19 protein-coding genes are annotated in these 14,379 nt (G+C 67.4%); 16 read left to right on the top strand and 3 right to left on the bottom strand.

What is annotated here, in order from left to right:
• Nucleotides 1-82: 82 nt before the first annotated feature.
• Nucleotides 83-415 (top strand): DUF3579 domain-containing protein, encoded by a 333-nt coding sequence (locus ABDJ85_RS19840; RefSeq protein ID WP_347706548.1) that lies wholly within the window; start codon nt 83-85, stop codon nt 413-415.
• A 135-nt stretch (nt 416-550) separates the two neighbouring features.
• Nucleotides 551-1,351: an alpha/beta fold hydrolase gene (locus tag ABDJ85_RS19835; RefSeq protein WP_347706547.1), complete on the top strand. Its 801-nt coding sequence runs from the start codon at nt 551-553 to the stop codon at nt 1,349-1,351.
• 74 nt (nt 1,352-1,425) lie between these two features.
• On the opposite strand, the gene rpsT is transcribed toward ABDJ85_RS19835, so the two are convergent.
• Nucleotides 1,426-1,722 carry a 30S ribosomal protein S20 gene (rpsT, locus tag ABDJ85_RS19830; RefSeq protein WP_347706546.1) on the bottom strand — a complete coding sequence of 99 codons (297 nt, stop codon included), beginning with the start codon at nt 1,720-1,722 and terminating at the stop codon, nt 1,426-1,428.
• 124 nt (nt 1,723-1,846) lie between these two features.
• On the opposite strand from rpsT, the gene murJ reads away from it, so the two are divergent.
• The 10 genes from murJ (at nt 1,847) to ABDJ85_RS19780 (ending at nt 11,101) form a co-directional block, all read left to right on the top strand.
• The gene (gene murJ / locus ABDJ85_RS19825; protein WP_347706545.1) at nt 1,847-3,409 is read left to right on the top strand and encodes a murein biosynthesis integral membrane protein MurJ; all 1,563 of its coding nucleotides are present in this window, start codon (nt 1,847-1,849) and stop codon (nt 3,407-3,409) included.
• On the top strand, nt 3,409-4,266 hold the full coding sequence (locus ABDJ85_RS19820) for a SirB1 family protein (protein ID WP_347706544.1): 858 nt from the start codon (nt 3,409-3,411) through the stop codon (nt 4,264-4,266). The genes murJ and ABDJ85_RS19820 overlap by 1 nt, the downstream gene beginning before the upstream one ends.
• 20 nt (nt 4,267-4,286) lie before the next feature.
• On the top strand, nt 4,287-5,351 hold the full coding sequence (locus tag ABDJ85_RS19815; RefSeq protein ID WP_347706543.1) for an AI-2E family transporter: 1,065 nt from the start codon (nt 4,287-4,289) through the stop codon (nt 5,349-5,351).
• Entirely contained in the window at nt 5,348-6,046 is a 699-nt protein-coding gene (locus ABDJ85_RS19810) for an HdaA/DnaA family protein (RefSeq protein ID WP_347706542.1), read from the top strand. Before ABDJ85_RS19815 ends, ABDJ85_RS19810 begins: the two co-directional genes overlap by 4 nt.
• Nucleotides 6,043-6,711, top strand: coding sequence for a histidinol-phosphatase (locus ABDJ85_RS19805; RefSeq protein WP_347706541.1), 669 nt, complete (start codon nt 6,043-6,045; stop codon nt 6,709-6,711). Before ABDJ85_RS19810 ends, ABDJ85_RS19805 begins: the two co-directional genes overlap by 4 nt.
• On the top strand, nt 6,708-8,255 hold the full coding sequence (pcnB, locus tag ABDJ85_RS19800) for a polynucleotide adenylyltransferase PcnB (protein WP_347706540.1): 1,548 nt from the start codon (nt 6,708-6,710) through the stop codon (nt 8,253-8,255). Before ABDJ85_RS19805 ends, pcnB begins: the two co-directional genes overlap by 4 nt.
• Nucleotides 8,252-8,734 (top strand): 2-amino-4-hydroxy-6-hydroxymethyldihydropteridine diphosphokinase, encoded by a 483-nt coding sequence (folK, locus tag ABDJ85_RS19795; protein WP_347706539.1) that lies wholly within the window; start codon nt 8,252-8,254, stop codon nt 8,732-8,734. Before pcnB ends, folK begins: the two co-directional genes overlap by 4 nt.
• 15 nt (nt 8,735-8,749) lie before the next feature.
• Nucleotides 8,750-9,103 carry a DMT family protein gene (locus tag ABDJ85_RS19790; protein ID WP_347706538.1) on the top strand — a complete coding sequence of 118 codons (354 nt, stop codon included), beginning with the start codon at nt 8,750-8,752 and terminating at the stop codon, nt 9,101-9,103.
• A 323-nt stretch (nt 9,104-9,426) separates the two neighbouring features.
• Entirely contained in the window at nt 9,427-10,077 is a 651-nt protein-coding gene (locus ABDJ85_RS19785; RefSeq protein ID WP_347706537.1) for a DUF47 domain-containing protein, read from the top strand.
• A 13-nt stretch (nt 10,078-10,090) separates the two neighbouring features.
• Nucleotides 10,091-11,101 (top strand): inorganic phosphate transporter, encoded by a 1,011-nt coding sequence (locus ABDJ85_RS19780; protein ID WP_347706536.1) that lies wholly within the window; start codon nt 10,091-10,093, stop codon nt 11,099-11,101.
• A gap of 6 nt (nt 11,102-11,107) precedes the next feature.
• Here ABDJ85_RS19780 and ABDJ85_RS19775 read toward each other — a convergent pair whose 3' ends face one another.
• The gene (locus tag ABDJ85_RS19775) at nt 11,108-11,536 is read right to left on the bottom strand and encodes an NINE protein (protein ID WP_347706535.1); all 429 of its coding nucleotides are present in this window, start codon (nt 11,534-11,536) and stop codon (nt 11,108-11,110) included.
• A gap of 5 nt (nt 11,537-11,541) precedes the next feature.
• Nucleotides 11,542-12,087, bottom strand: coding sequence for a GNAT family N-acetyltransferase (locus ABDJ85_RS19770; protein WP_347706534.1), 546 nt, complete (start codon nt 12,085-12,087; stop codon nt 11,542-11,544).
• A 201-nt stretch (nt 12,088-12,288) separates the two neighbouring features.
• Between ABDJ85_RS19770 and rpsP the strand changes: the two genes are divergently transcribed.
• The 4 genes from rpsP (at nt 12,289) to rplS (ending at nt 14,331) form a co-directional block, all read left to right on the top strand.
• On the top strand, nt 12,289-12,540 hold the full coding sequence (rpsP, locus tag ABDJ85_RS19765; protein WP_347706533.1) for a 30S ribosomal protein S16: 252 nt from the start codon (nt 12,289-12,291) through the stop codon (nt 12,538-12,540).
• Nucleotides 12,541-12,547: 7 nt separating this feature from the next.
• A complete protein-coding gene (rimM, locus tag ABDJ85_RS19760; RefSeq protein ID WP_430765574.1) occupies nt 12,548-13,138 on the top strand; it encodes a ribosome maturation factor RimM in 591 nt (196 codons plus the stop codon).
• Nucleotides 13,138-13,893 (top strand): tRNA (guanosine(37)-N1)-methyltransferase TrmD, encoded by a 756-nt coding sequence (gene trmD, locus ABDJ85_RS19755; protein WP_347706531.1) that lies wholly within the window; start codon nt 13,138-13,140, stop codon nt 13,891-13,893. Before rimM ends, trmD begins: the two co-directional genes overlap by 1 nt.
• A gap of 84 nt (nt 13,894-13,977) precedes the next feature.
• On the top strand, nt 13,978-14,331 hold the full coding sequence (rplS, locus tag ABDJ85_RS19750; protein WP_347706530.1) for a 50S ribosomal protein L19: 354 nt from the start codon (nt 13,978-13,980) through the stop codon (nt 14,329-14,331).
• Nucleotides 14,332-14,379 lie beyond the last annotated feature (48 nt).

Below are 14,379 nucleotides of genomic sequence, written 5' to 3'. Positions count from 1 at the left end.
GCGATTCTAGGGTTCGCTCCGCAACTTTGCTGCGGCGCAGCACATCCAAGGCAAAATAGTTGGAACCGCAGTTTGCAAATTGATGGAAACCCCGAAAAAGCCGCGCGAAGTCTTCATCCAGGGGGTCACCCTGGAGGGCAAGACTTTCCGCCCCAGCGATTGGGCGGAACGCCTGGCCGGCGCCATGTCGAGCTTCCGCCCTGGCGGCGTGCCGACTCGGCCTGGGGCCCACATCGGCTACTCGCCGCTCTGCGTTCCCCGTGTGGTCAATGGCGTCAAGTGCGTCATCGTCAGCGAGGCGTTGAAGTCGGTGGAACCCATGGCGTGGGATTTCGTCATGAACTTTGCAAGCGACAACCATCTGCAGGTGGTCGAGGCTTGTCTGTTGCCCGAACCGGGCAGCTCTACGAGCTAGGCCGAGCCCGGATGGGCATCGCCAGCCGTTCCTTCTAAGCTCGGGTCAAGGAATGAGGGTGGTCTGTCAATGACACTGCAGCAGCACGCCGCAGCGAGGAACAAATCGACCAGAGGGACGGCGTCATGGGGGGCCTTGCCAGGGCAACCCACGTGGGTCCTGCTGCGCGGCATGTCGCGCGAGAGCGGCCATTGGGGGCGTTTCCCGCAAACTCTTGGCAGCTTTTTGCAAAGTACCCAGCCCGGCTCCGGGTTGCGCATGCTCGACCTGCCCGGCATGGGCGAGCGGCGCGGCGACACCAGCCCGACACGCGTCAGTGCCATCGTCGATGAATGCCGCGCGCAACTGGCCGCTGCCGGCGTGCGAGGGCCCGTCTACCTGGTCGGCATGTCGCTCGGCGCCATGGTGGCCACCGACTGGATCGCCCACCACCCTGACGAAGTCGCGGGCGGCGTTTTGATCAATGCCAGCGTGCGCCCTTTCAGCGAGCGGTTCCGCATGGTGCGGCCGATGAGCTACGTGACGCTGATGCTGCTGAGCCTGAGCCGTTTCAGCGCCCGCCCGCGCGAGGCCCGTGTGCTGCGCCTGACGACGCGACTGGTGGAACGCGAGGCGGTGCTGGACCACTGGGTCGCGCTCGCGCGCGAGCGGCCGCTGGGCGTGCGCAACAGCTTCCGGCAGCTGTATGCGGCCTGGCGCTACCGAGCCAGTCGCACGCGACCTGGCGCACCCATCCTGCTGCTGTGCAGCAAGGGTGACACCTTGGTGGACTGGCGCTGCTCCCAGGCGATGAGCCGGGCATGGGGGGCGCCGCTGCGCCTGCACACCCAGGCTGGGCACGACCTGCCGCTGGATGACCCCGAGTGGGTGGCGGGCGCCATCACCGATTGGCTGGCCGAGCGCCAGCGCCATGGGCTGGACTCTGGTTTTGGCTGACGCTGCAATCCCGAGCGCCCAGCAAAAAGGCCCGCTGACGCGGGCCTTTTCACTTTGCACCTGGGGGGTTTTTATCAGGCGGCGAGCGCCTTGATCTTGGCCGACAGGCGGCTCTTGTGACGAGCAGCCTTGTTCTTGTGGAAGATGCCCTTGTCCGCGACCGAGTCGATCACGGCTTGAGCGGTCTTGAACAGCTCGGCAGCCTTGGACTTGTCGCCCGCGACCACGGCCTTTTGCACGTTCTTGACGACCGTGCGGAACTTGGAACGCAGTGCCGTGTTGGCGGCGTTCAGCTTGACGTCCTGGCGAGCGCGCTTGCGACCCGATGCCAGGCGAACGGTTTTTTTCTTGGCTTTGGAACTGGTGGCCATTGCGAATTAACCCAATAGGTGCAAAGACCGCGAGTATAACCCGTCAACCAAGGACCTGCCAAGCAGCCGGCCAGTATCGGCAGTGGCGCCGGGTACCCGCTGGCACGTCGAGATAATGCCGCGCATGAATGTGTTGCGCGCGGCCTCGACGATTTCGGTGCTCACCTTGTTGTCGCGGGTCACCGGCCTCGTGCGGGAAACCATGGTGGCCAGCCTGTTTGGTGCCACGGCGATGACTGACGCCTTCCTGGTGGCATTTCGCATCCCGAATTTTCTGCGGCGCCTGTTTGCCGAGGGCGCGTTCTCCCAGGCTTTCGTGCCGATCATCGCGGGCGTCAAGGCGCAGGAGGGCGAAGAGGCTGCGCTGCGGCTGATCGACGCCGTGGCCACCGTGCTGCTTTGGGCCTTGCTGGCAACCTCGGTGCTGGGCGTGCTGGGCGCACCGCTGCTGGTGTGGCTGCTGGCCTCGGGCCTCTCGGGCAGCAGCATGGACGCCGCCATCGTGATGACGCGCTGGATGTTCCCCTACATCCTGTGCATGTCGGGCGTGGCGCTGGCGGCCGGCATCCTCAACACCTGGAAGCGCTTCATGGTGCCGGCCGTGACGCCGGTGCTGCTGAACCTCAGCGTCATCGCCACCGGCTGGGGCTTGCAAGCCAGTTTTGTGAAGGCCGGGTACCCCGGCGTGTATGCCTTGGCCGTTGGCGTGATGCTGGGGGGCGTGCTGCAGCTGCTGGTGCAGTGGCCGGCCCTGCGGGCGGTTGGCGCGATGCCGCGCATTTCCATGCGTCCGAGTGCCATCAAGGCGGCAGCAGGGCACCCGGGTGTGAAGCGCACCTTGACCGGCATGGCGCCGGCGCTGCTGGGGGTGGGGGTGTCTCAGGTGTCGCTGATGATCAATACCCAGATCTCCAGCCACCTCGCCGAGGGCGCCACCTCCTGGCTCAACTATGCCGACCGGCTGATGGAATTCCCCATCGGCCTGCTGGGTGTGGCCCTGAGTGCCGTGCTGACGCCGCAGTTGTCGGCGTCTCAATCGAGCGGGGACACGGTGCGCTACAGCAAGCTGCTGGACTGGGGCTTGCGCATGGTGATGGTGTTTGCCTTGCCTTGCGCCGTGGCCTTGATCGTGTTTGCCGAGCCGCTGGTGGCCGTGCTGTATCACCGCCATGCCTTCACCGCCCATGACGTGGTGCAGACCTCGCTGTCGGTGCAGGGCTGGGGCGTGGGACTGATGGGTTTGATCGCCGTGAAGGTGCTAGCCCCGGGCTTCTATGCGCGGCAGGACACCGGTACCCCGGCACGTACGGCCGTCGCGGTGCTCGTGCTGACGCAGGCCATGAACGCGGTCTTGGTGCCCTTCATCGGCGTGGCGGGCCTGGCCCTGTCCATCGGCCTGGGCGCGCTGATCAACGCGGCTTGGCTGCTGCGCGGCCTCAAGCGGCTCGGCAGCTATGTGCCTGAAGCGGGCTGGGGCGCCTTGACGCTGCGAGTGGCCGCCGCCTGCCTGGCGATGGGGGCGCTGCAGTTCTGGCTCGCGACCTGGGTGGATTGGATCGGCCTGGGGGCTCACCAATGGCAGCGTGCGCTGACGATGGCGGCCTGCCTGGGCGCCAGTGCGGTTGTCTACTTCGCCACCTTGCTGCTGACCGGCATGAACCTGCGCGCGCTCGGGCGCCCCGTCTGATGCGGTTGCCCTCGTTCTCACCGCTGGACTACTTTGCCAACCTCGTCCACGAGGACGCGCGGCTGCCGCTGCTTGAAGCGGCGGTCAGCGTGGCGCAGGACGAAGTCCCGGACCTCGACGTCCAGGGCGTGCTGGCCGAGGTGGACCGACTGGGCCAGCGACTGCGTGCGCGCCTGCCGCGCGAGGCCACGCCGCCGCAGCGGCTTGCCGCGCTGAGCCAGTTCTTCCACGTCGAGCTGGGCTTTCAGGGCAATGTCAACGACTACTACGCCCCGGTGAACAGCTTCATCCACCATGTGCTGGAAACCCGTCGGGGCCTGCCCATCTCGCTCGCCATCCTGCTGCTGGAGCTGGCCGAGCAGGCCGGTCTGCGTGCGGCGGGTGTGGCCTTTCCAGGGCACTTCCTGGTCAAGTTCCGCGTCGGCCTGGGCGATGTGGTGATGGACCCGTTCTCGGGCGAGGCGCTGTCGCAGAGCCGCCTGGAGGAGCGTCTGCAGGTCTACCGCCGGGGCAGCGGCCTGCCGGATGACCTGGAACTGCCGCTGGAGTTCTTCCTGCGCGGCACGCCCCGGCGCCACATCCTGGCGCGCCTGCTGCGCAACCTGAAGGAGATCTACCGCAGCGCCGAGGACTGGCCCCGCTTCCTGGCCGTGCAGCGGCGCCTCGTCATCCTGTTGCCAGACGATGCGGGCGAGCTGCGTGACCGGGGGCTGGCCCTGGAAGCCCTGGGGCAGTGGGAAGCGGCCGCTGACGATCTGGATGCCTATCTGCGCCGGCAGGCCGAGGCGGTTGATGCCCCGCAACTGCGCGAGCGCTTGAAGGCGCTGGGCCGCCGGCACCCGCCGCGCCGCCGCTGAATCCCCCACAATCCGCGCGCATGTTGACCCACCCTCAGCGTCTCCTGCTCGCCTGGCTCGGCGTTGCCGCCATGGCGGTGTTCGTCCTTTGGGCGCTGGCGCCCGTGTTGTCGCCCTTCATCGCTGCCGGGGTGCTGGCCTATGCGCTGTCGCCCAGCGTCGACTGGCTGGCCCGGCGCCGCGTGCCACGCATGGTGGCGGTTGGCCTGGTCGAGACCGCGGCCTTGATCGCGCTGCTGGCCGTGCTGCTGCTGGTGCTGCCCATCCTCAACAAAGAGTTGCCCGCGCTGCGCGAGCAGATCCCCGGCCTGGCCAAGGCCCTGAATGACAGCCTGGCGCCCTGGCTGGCCCAGCACGGCGCGCAGGTCAGCCTCGACATCGCCAGCGTCAAGGCCTTTGTGCTCAAGTACCTCAATGCCAACCTGGAGGACTGGGGTGCTGCGGCCTTCGAGTCCGCCCGCGTGGGCGGCAGCTTCCTGCTGGCGCTGGTGGGCAATGCCGTGCTGCTGCCGGTGGTGCTGTTTTATCTGCTGCTCGACTGGCCTCAGCTGATGGAGCGGGCAGGGCGCCTGGTACCCCCCGGCGCGCGGGATCGCGTCTGGAGCTTCCTGACCGAGTGCGACATCATGCTCGGCAGCTACCTGCGCGGGCAGTTGTTGGTGATGGGCGCACTGGCCCTGTACTACAGCGCCGGGTTGGGGCTGGCGGGCTTTGATCTTGCCTTGCCCATCGGCGTGTTCACGGGCCTGGCTGTGTTCGTGCCCTACGTGGGCTTTGGCCTGGGCCTGGTGCTGGCCTTGCTGGCCGGGTTGCTGCAGTTCCAATCGCTCTATGGCGTGGTGGCTGTGGCTGTGGTGTTCGGGCTGGGCCAGTTGCTGGAGAGCTTTGTGCTCACGCCGCGCCTGGTGGGCGAGCGCATCGGCCTCTCCCCGCTGATGGTGATCTTTGCGCTGCTGGCCTTTGGGCATCTGCTCGGCTTTGTGGGCGTGCTGGTCGCGCTGCCACTCAGTGCGGTGGGCGTGGTGGCTGGCCGCCGGCTGCATGCAGCCTACCTGGCAAGCAGTCTGTACCGAGGTCGCAGTTGAAGCAGTTGCCGCTCGCCATCCAGGCGCCGCCCGACTTCAGTTTCGAGAGCTACCTCCCCGGCACCCACGCGGCCAACCACGCCGCCCTGGCGGAGCTGGCCGGCCTGCGCCCGGGTTCTGCGCCGGTGCTGCTGTGGGGGGCAGCCGGTGTCGGCAAGAGCCATTTGCTGCGCGCCCTGGCCCGCCGCTGGATGGACGCTGGCGAGCAGGTGGCCTGGTACGACCCCACGACACCGCTGCCCTGGGCTTGGCCGCCGCAGGCGAGCCTGCTGCTCTTTGATGACTGCCAGGCCTTCGATGAGCCGCGTCAACACGCGGCCTTCACGCTCTTCGTCGAGACTGCCGGCCAGGGGGTCGCCATCGTCGCCAGCGCCGACCGACCGGCCGTGGACCTGCCCGTGCGCGAGGACCTGCGCACCCGTCTCGGCTGGGGGCCCAGCTACGCGCTGGTCCATCTGGGCGAAGCCGAAACCCGGGCCGTCCTGCGGCGCGAGGCCGACCGCCGCGGCCTGCTGCTGGGTGACGATCTGCTGGACTACCTGCTCACCCGCTTTGACCGCCAGCTCGGCGGCCTGATGCAGTTGTTGGTCCGGCTCGACACCTTCGCCCTCAGCCACAAGCGCGGCCTGACGCTGCCCCTGCTCAAACAGATGCTGGCCGACCCCGACAGCCCGCCCACCGACCCCACCGCATGAACCTGACCCTCTTCGACCTGGACGGCACCTTGCTGCCGATCGACTCCGACCACAGCTTTGGCGACTACCTGATCGAGATCGGCTGGGCCGATGGCGGTGAGTGGAAGCGCCGCAACGACGAGTTCTACGAGCAATACCTGGCCGGCCGGCTCGACCAGGTCGCGTACATCGACTTCGCCACCTCCGCCTGGCGGCATCGCCCATTGGAAGAGGCCCTGGCCGTGCGCCAGCGCTTCATGGACGAGCGCTTGGGGCCGCAGCTGCTGCCGCCCGCACGCGCGCTGATCGCGCAGCACCAGGCGGCGGGTGATCTGGTCGCCATCGTGACGGCCACCAATGACTTTGTCACCGCCCCCATCGCCGCAGCCTTGGGCGTGGAGCACCTGATCGCCACCCGCCTGGCGCGCGACGCCGCCGGCCGCTACACCGGGCAGATGGACGGCGTGCCCTGCCTTCAAGAGGGCAAGGTCGTCCGCGTGGGCGAGTGGCTGGCGCAACGCGGGGCACAATGGCAGGACTTCGAGCGCATCACTGTCTACAGCGACTCGATCAATGACCTGCCCCTGATGGAGCGCGCCACGCACCCCGTGGCCACCAATCCGGGCGAGTCCCTGGCTGCAGTGGCCCGCGAACGGGCCTGGCCCATCCTGCAACTTTTCCCATGATCAAGAAGTTCATCGACAAGCTGCTCGGCAAGCCCGCACGCGCACCGGCCTCTCCGCTTGGCAAGCGCGTCGAGGTGGGGGCCGACCAGCACGGCATCAACCCCAGCCTGCTGGACGACCGCGCGGTCAAGGTCGTCAAGACGCTGACGGACGCCGGCTTCGAGGCCTATGTGGTGGGCGGCGCCGTGCGCGACCTGCTGCTGGGCATGGTGCCCAAGGACTTCGATGTGGCCACCAATGCCACGCCCGAGCAGGTCAAGGGTCTGTTCCGCCGGGCCTTCATCATTGGCCGGCGCTTTCGCATCGTCCACGTGGTGTTTGGCCGGGGGCGCGAGCACGAGGTGATCGAGGTCTCGACCTTCCGTGCCCTGATGACCGAGTCCGATGCCGTGGAAGGCAACGAGAAGACGTCCAAGCGCGAACTGGAAGGCAAATCCCACGCGGTGGACGCCAGTGGCCGCGTGCTGCGTGACAACGTCTGGGGCCCACAGATCGAAGACGCCGCGCGGCGCGACTTCACCGTCAATGCCATGTACTACGAGCCCGCCCGCCAGATGGTGGTGGACTACCACGGCGGCCTGGCCGACGCGCGAGCCAGGGTGCTGCGCATGATTGGCGACCCCGAGACCCGCTACCGCGAAGACCCCGTGCGCATCATTCGCGCTGCGCGCTTTGCGGCCAAGCTGGGCTTTGAGCTGGAGGCCAAGACGGCGGCCCCAGTGCGCGCCTCGTCGCGCCTGCTGGCCGATGTGCCGGCCTCGCGGCTCTTCGACGAGATGGTCAAGCTGCTGCAGACCGGCCACGCACTGGCCAGCCTTGCGTCGCTCAAGCGCTTGGGATTGGCGCGCGGTGTCTTCCCGGTGCTGGATGCGGTGCTGACACCCGATGGCAGTCTGCCTGATGGCTCTCGCGGCGCCTTCGTGCGCCTCGCCCTCCAGGACACGGATCGCCGCGTCCAAGAGGGCCTCGGTGTGTCGCCCAGCTTCATGCTGGCCTGCATGCTGTGGCACGAAGTACAGGCGCGCTGGAGCCAATTGCGCAACGACGGCGAGCCGCCCGCACCCGCGATGGCCCAGGCCATCGACGCGGTCTTCGATGCCCGCATCGGCGACATCTCCGGCCGTGGCAAGCTGGCCACGGATATGCGCGAGATCTGGATGATGCAGGGCCGGTTCGAGCGCCGCACGGGCTCCGGGCCCTTGAGCTTGATCGAACAGCCACGCTACCGGGCCGCCTTTGACTTCCTGCGCCTGCGCGCCGATGCCGGCGAAGCCGACGCCGCCCTGGCGGACTGGTGGGAAGACTTTGCCCTGGGCAGCGACGACGACCGCCAGGCCCTGCTGGCCGAAGTGCGCGCCTCGCAGCAGCAGCGGCCGCGTGCCATCAAGGCAGACCCGCGTGGCATCCCCAGCGCCGATGCTGAAGCCGATGAGCCCAGCGCGGACCGCCCGGAGGGTGCCGGTGACGCGCCCAAGAAGCGCCGCCGTCGCCGTCGCCCGCGCAAGCCTGATGGCGCTGGTGGCGCCGCCCCCGCCGCCGAGTGAACACGCAGTGCGCCTACGTCGGCCTTGGGGCCAACCTGGGTGACGACCTGACGGCCACGCTGCAGTCTGCCCTGCAAGCGCTGGCCGCCTTGCCTGCCACGCGCCTGGTGGCGGTGTCGAGCGCCTGGCGTTCGGCACCCGTGCAGGCGACAGGCCCCGACTTCCTCAACGCCGTGGCACGCCTCGCAACCACGCTGCCCCCCGAGGCCTTGCTTGATGCGCTGCAGGCCATCGAGCAGCAGCACGGCCGCCAGCGCCCCTACCTGAACGCCCCGCGCACCCTGGACCTGGACCTGCTGCTCTACGGTCAGCAGCACCTGCGCACCGATCGGCTGACCCTGCCGCACCCGCGCCTGGGCGAACGCGCCTTTGTGCTGCGCCCCTTGCTGGAGCTGGACCCGACTTTGCGAACCCTGGCCGATGACGCTTCGGGCTGGCAGGCCCAGGCGTGCGTGCCATTTGGCCCCCTCAACCTGTAGCCTTCGTTGATGACCATGAGTGCCTTGCCCGTGTCGCTCCAGACCTTTGGACTGCTGGCCCTGTCCAACGTCTTCATGACCTTCGCCTGGTACGCCCACCTGCGTGACCTGTCGGCCAAACCCTGGTGGGTGGCCGCCTTGGTGAGCTGGGGCATTGCGCTGGCCGAGTACATGCTCCAGGTGCCGGCCAATCGCATCGGCTACGCCGGCGGCTACAGCCTCGCCCAGCTCAAGATCAGCCAGGAGGTCATCACCCTGGCCGTGTTCGTGCCCTTCAGCATCTACTACATGGGCCAGCCCTTCAAGTGGGACTACGTGTGGGCGGGCCTGTGCTTGATGGGGGCGGTGTACTTCATCTTCCGGTCATGAAAATCTGCCAGGAGGCTGTCGGGCTTTGGGCCGGGGGCGCGCCGGGGCGAGTTGCGGGGCCAGGCTAGGCGTCGGCGAGGCGTTGGATCGGCCCCAACAACGAGTCGACAACGACGCATGGCCCCGCAAATCGCCCCGGCCCTTCGGGTTGGGCCTGCAAGGGGGCTGATCCGGCGTTGCAAATGCGCGCTGGGCATCGAGCCCAGCTGTGCTTTGCGCCTTGGCTGAGCCCCCTTGCAGGCCCAACGCGCCCCCGGCCCAAAGCCCGACAGCCTCCTAGCTACACTCCCGGGCTTCCTGAATTCGAGTTTCCAAGGACGCCCATGCTTTTCGGCAAGCTCCTGCCCAAAGAGGGCAACTTCTTCGACCTGTTCAACCAGCACGGCACGCACATCGCGGAGGGCGCTCGCGCCTTCATGCAGATGATCGAAAACTATGCCGACCCGCTGCTGCGCCAGAAATACGCCGACGAGGTTGACCATGCCGAACATGCAGCTGACCGCGTGACCGCCGAGGTCAACCGGCTGCTGCACCTGACCTTCATCACGCCCATCGATCGCGAGCAGATCCACGGGCTGATCAACGCCATGGACGACATCCTGGACCTGCTGCAGGACTCGTCGGAGACCATGTCGCTCTACGACGTGCGCGCCATCCCCGAAGACGTGCTGCGTCTGGGCCAGGTCAGCGTGCGCTGCTGCGAACGCGTGCAGCACGCCGTGACCCTGCTGCCGCGCCTGAGCAAGCCCGACACCGTCGAGGCCGCCATCAAGACCTGCCGCGAGATCGACAAGCTGGAGTCTGACGCCGACCGCATCATGCGCTCAGCCATGTCCAACCTGTTCCGCGACGAGCGCGTCGAGGTGCGGGAGCTGATCAAGCTCAAGGTGATCTACGAGCAACTGGAACTGATCTCGGACCGCTGCGAGGACGTGGCCAACCTCATCGAGGGCATCGTCCTCGAGAACTCCTGATCGCTCGCGCTCGATGGCTACTCCCGAAATCGCCTTCTGGGTCATCGCGGTCCTGGTGGGCTTGGCCCTGCTGTTCGACTTCATGAACGGCTTCCACGACGCTGCGAACTCCATCGCCACCGTCGTGTCCACCGGCGTGCTCAAGCCGCAGCAGGCCGTGCTGTTCGCGGCCTTCTTCAACTTCGTCGCCATCTTCGTCTTCAACTTCAGCGTAGCGGCCACCGTGGGCAAGGGCTTTGTGCAGCCCGGCGTGGTCGATACCCACGTCGTCTTCGGCGCGCTGTGCGGGGCCATCGTCTGGAACGTCGTCACCTGGTGGTACGGCATCCCCAGCAGCTCGTCCCACGCCTTGATGGGCGGCATCGTGGGCGCCGTGGTGGCCAAGGCCGGCACGGGCTCGCTGATCGCGGGCGGCATCTTGAAGACCGTCACCTTCATCGTCGTGTCACCGCTGCTCGGCTTCGTGCTGGGCTCGCTGATGATGGTGATCGTGGCCTGGATCTTCCGGGGGCAGCGTCCGCTGCGCGTGGACAAGTGGTTCCGGCGCCTGCAACTGGTGAGTGCCGGGGCCTACAGCCTGGGTCACGGCGGCAATGACGCGCAAAAGACCATCGGCATCATCTGGATGCTGTTGATCGCCACGGGCTACGCCTCCACGGCCGACAAGTCGCCGCCGATCTGGGCCATCGTCAGCTGCTATGCCGCCATTGGCCTCGGGACCATGTTTGGCGGCTGGCGCATCGTCAAGACCATGGGTCAGCGCATCACCAAGCTCAAGCCGGTAGGCGGCTTTTGCGCCGAAACCGGTGGCGCGATGACGCTCTTCCTGGCCAGCATCCTGGGCGTGCCCGTGTCCACCACGCACACCATCACCGGCGCCATCGTCGGCGTGGGCTCAACGCGCAATGTCAACAGCGTGCGCTGGGGCGTGGCCGGCAATATCGTCTGGGCGTGGATCTTCACGATCCCGGCCTCTGCCGCCGTGGCAGCCGGCTGCTATGCCCTGAGCCTGGCGCTGTTCTGAGCGCGCTTACTCGCTCGACGAAGCCTGGCTCTCGAAGTAGCGCTGCGCGCTGAAGGCGATGGTCGCCATCAGCGCGGTGCCGCCTACCAGCAGGCAGACCACCACGCCGATAACGGCCGCCCAGCCGCTGGGCTTGGACGGCCCGGCCCCCGGGTTGTGGCGGGCGTCCCAGCGCTCATCGGGTGTCAGCCCATAGACGATGCCCGACAGCAGGGCGATGCAGAGGCTGAGGCCCAGCAAGGGAATGAGCGCCCAGGCCAGGCGGTCGTCCTGCCCCAGTTGCTGCATGCGCAGCACACCCACATAGCCCGGCAGCGCCAGCAGAGGGTGCAGCCAGGCCAGCGGGTCCCGCAGGCCGCGCAGGTAAAAGCGGTGCGCCCCAACGGCGCCACCCACCAGGGCCAGCCAGGTCGCCAGGGTCTTGGACTTGCGCATCGCCATCACGCCGAAGGCGCCTGGGTGGCTGCCAGACCCAGCGGGCGCTGCATCATCACCACGTCCAGCCAGCGGTCGAACTTCCAACCCACGTTCTGCAGTGTGCCGATAGGCTCAAAGCCCAGGCAGCGGTGCACGCCCACCGAGCCTGCGTTCTGGCTGTCGCCGATCACAGCGAGCATCTGGCGCGCGCCTGCCGCCTCGCAGCGGGCCATCAACTCGGCCAGCAACAAGCGCCCAACGCCCTGGCCGCGCGCGGCTGGCGCCAGGTAGATCGAGTCTTCGACGCAGTAGCGATAGGCCAGGCGCGGCCGGAAGTAGTTGGCGTAGGCGTAGCCGAGCACGACACCCCCGCGCTCAGCCACCAACCAGGGCAGGCCGCGCGAGAGCACCTCGTCGCGGCGGCGGGCCATCTCCTCGATGGTTGGCGCCTCGGTTTCAAAGGTGCCGGTACCGTTCTCGACGGCTTGTGCATAGATCGCCTGGATGGCGAGCAGGTCATCGGGCGTGCTGGGGCGCAGCAGCAGTGAAGCGGATTGGGGCAGGGGCATCGGAAAGAGAGCGCCAAGTGGCTTTTCGCAGAGATCAGTCGAGTCTATAATGCCGGGTTTTCGGCAGCGGCCAGTTTCTGGCGTATCTACGTTGCCGACACTTGGCTCCAGTGGGCTTTCAGTCCGCAAGCCGCTTTTCGATCTGCTCGCCCTGAGTGTCTCCCGGTGCGGTGATCGCCACATTCGTTTACAGGAAACATCATGGTCGTCATTCGTCTTTCCCGCAGCGGCTCCAAGAAGCGCCCGTTCTACAACATCGTCGTCGCCGACAGCCGTGAGCGTCGCGACGGCCGATTCATCGAGCGCGTGGGCTTCTACAACCCCGTGGCTTCTGGCGCTGCCGAAAAGCTGCGCGTGGCCCTGGACCGCGTGACCTACTGGACCGGCGTTGGCGCCCAGGTGTCGCCGACCGTCGAGCGTCTGGTGGGTGAGTCCAAGAAGGCCACGGCCTGAAGCTGAAGTGGCAAGTCATTTGCCCGAACAAGACGGCGCTGCGGCGCCGTTTTTTCATGCCTGGCCGGCGGATGCCATCGAGGTCGGCCGCATCCTGGACGCCTGGGGCGTCAAGGGCTGGTTCAAGGTCCAGGCCTATTCCGGTCACGGTGATGCGCTCTTCAACGCCAAGCGGTGGAGCCTGCGGTCGAGCGGCCCCAAGCCGGGCCAGCGCCAGATCACGATCACCTCGGTGCGCGAGCATGGCGAGGGCATCGTGGCCAAGGCCGAGGGCATCGACGACCGCAATACAGCCGAGCAGTTGCGCGGCTGGGAGTTGCACCTCTCGCGCAGCGAGTTTCCCAAGGCCGGCGACGGCGAGTACTACTGGGTCGACCTGATTGGCCTGGATGTGGTCAACCGCGACGGCGCTGCCCTGGGCCGGGTGATCGGGCTCATCGACACGGGGCCGCATTGCGTGTTCCGCATCGCCCCCGTCGGGGCTGCCGAGCCTCTGAAGCCCGACCAGGAGCGCCTGATCCCCTTTGTCGGCGCCTTCGTCGACGAGGTGGACCTGACTGCGCGGCTGATCAAGGTCGACTGGGGTCTCGACTACTGATGCGCTTCGACGTCATCACGCTCTTCCCCGAGCTGTTCGACGCCCATCTGACGGTCGGCATCACGCGCCGGGCCTTCGAGAGCCGGCAAGTGGACGTGCGGCTGTGGCCGCTGCGGGACTTTGCCGAAGACACCTACCGCCGCGTTGACGACCGCCCCTTTGGCGGCGGCCCCGGCATGGTGATGCTGGCCGGCCCACTGGAACGTGCGCTGGCCGCCGTGAAGGCGCAGCGCGGCGCCGCGCCGGTCATCCATTTCAGCCCGACGGGACGTGTCCTGGACCAGGCCCTGGTCCGTGAGCTCGCGCAAAGCCCCGGTGCCGTGCTGCTGTGCGGCCGCTACGAAGGCATCGATCAGCGGGTGCTCGATCGGCACGTGACGCTGGAGATCAGCCTCGGCGACTTCGTGCTGTCCGGCGGCGAGCTGCCGGCCCTGGCGCTGCTGGATGCCGTGGCGCGGCTGCAGGACGGCGTGCTGGGTGATGCGCAATCGCACCAGCAGGACAGCTTCTCCGATGGCCTGCTCGACTGCCCGCACTTCAGCCGGCCGGAGCTGCTGCCTGCCGACGAATCCGGCCCCGAGCGCCCGGTTCCGCCGGTGCTGCTGTCCGGGCACCATGCCGAAATCGCACGCTGGCGGCGTGAACAGTCGCTGCGCCTCACCGCGCAGCGTCGGCCCGACCTGATCGTGGCTGCCCGCGCGGCAGGCCAGCTCAGCCCGGCCGACGAGCGCTTCCTTGCGGGATTACCCAAGTAGTCGCTATACTCGTGGGCTTTCGTCCTCTGGCTGGTGGACATTTCCTCCATCAACAGCCCCAGCCAAGACTTGCAGGAGCACCCCATGGATCTGATCCAGACCCTTGAGCAAGAAGAGATTGCTCGCCTCAACAAGACCATCCCGACTTTCGCCCCTGGCGACACCGTGATCGTCAGCGTCAACGTGGTTGAAGGCACCCGTAAGCGCGTCCAGGCCTACGAAGGCGTTGTGATCGCCAAGCGCAACCGCGGCCTCAACAGCAGCTTCATCGTCCGCAAGATCTCCAGCGGCGAAGGCGTTGAGCGGACTTTCCAGCTCTACAGCCCGCTGATCGCCTCGATCGAAGTCAAGCGCCGTGGCGATGTCCGCCGCGCCAAGCTGTACTACCTCCGCGAGCGTTCGGGCAAGTCGGCCCGCATCAAGGAAAAGCTGGCCTGATCCTCAGCGCCACCAGCCAAACCGCCCCGAGTTCTGCTCCGGGCGGTT

The sequence above is a fragment of the Roseateles paludis genome (assembly GCF_039872745.1).
Lineage (GTDB): Bacteria > Pseudomonadota > Gammaproteobacteria > Burkholderiales > Burkholderiaceae_C > Pelomonas > Pelomonas paludis.
This window is presented reverse-complemented; position numbering and strand designations above follow the sequence as displayed.

What these genes read in the sequence shown, in the direction of transcription:
- ABDJ85_RS19840 (WP_347706548.1), top strand. Translation starts at nt 83, where the DNA reads ATGGAAACCCCGAAAAAGCCGCGCGAAGTCTTCATCCAGGGGGTCACC.
- rpsT (WP_347706546.1), bottom strand. Translation starts at nt 1,722, where the DNA reads ATGGCCACCAGTTCCAAAGCCAAGAAAAAAACCGTTCGCCTGGCATCG.
- murJ (WP_347706545.1), top strand. Translation starts at nt 1,847, where the DNA reads ATGAATGTGTTGCGCGCGGCCTCGACGATTTCGGTGCTCACCTTGTTG.
- ABDJ85_RS19820 (WP_347706544.1), top strand. Translation starts at nt 3,409, where the DNA reads ATGCGGTTGCCCTCGTTCTCACCGCTGGACTACTTTGCCAACCTCGTC.
- ABDJ85_RS19815 (WP_347706543.1), top strand. Translation starts at nt 4,287, where the DNA reads ATGTTGACCCACCCTCAGCGTCTCCTGCTCGCCTGGCTCGGCGTTGCC.
- ABDJ85_RS19805 (WP_347706541.1), top strand. Translation starts at nt 6,043, where the DNA reads ATGAACCTGACCCTCTTCGACCTGGACGGCACCTTGCTGCCGATCGAC.
- pcnB (WP_347706540.1), top strand. Translation starts at nt 6,708, where the DNA reads ATGATCAAGAAGTTCATCGACAAGCTGCTCGGCAAGCCCGCACGCGCA.
- ABDJ85_RS19790 (WP_347706538.1), top strand. Translation starts at nt 8,750, where the DNA reads ATGAGTGCCTTGCCCGTGTCGCTCCAGACCTTTGGACTGCTGGCCCTG.
- ABDJ85_RS19785 (WP_347706537.1), top strand. Translation starts at nt 9,427, where the DNA reads ATGCTTTTCGGCAAGCTCCTGCCCAAAGAGGGCAACTTCTTCGACCTG.
- ABDJ85_RS19780 (WP_347706536.1), top strand. Translation starts at nt 10,091, where the DNA reads ATGGCTACTCCCGAAATCGCCTTCTGGGTCATCGCGGTCCTGGTGGGC.
- ABDJ85_RS19775 (WP_347706535.1), bottom strand. Translation starts at nt 11,536, where the DNA reads ATGCGCAAGTCCAAGACCCTGGCGACCTGGCTGGCCCTGGTGGGTGGC.
- ABDJ85_RS19770 (WP_347706534.1), bottom strand. Translation starts at nt 12,087, where the DNA reads ATGCCCCTGCCCCAATCCGCTTCACTGCTGCTGCGCCCCAGCACGCCC.
- rpsP (WP_347706533.1), top strand. Translation starts at nt 12,289, where the DNA reads ATGGTCGTCATTCGTCTTTCCCGCAGCGGCTCCAAGAAGCGCCCGTTC.
- trmD (WP_347706531.1), top strand. Translation starts at nt 13,138, where the DNA reads ATGCGCTTCGACGTCATCACGCTCTTCCCCGAGCTGTTCGACGCCCAT.
- rplS (WP_347706530.1), top strand. Translation starts at nt 13,978, where the DNA reads ATGGATCTGATCCAGACCCTTGAGCAAGAAGAGATTGCTCGCCTCAAC.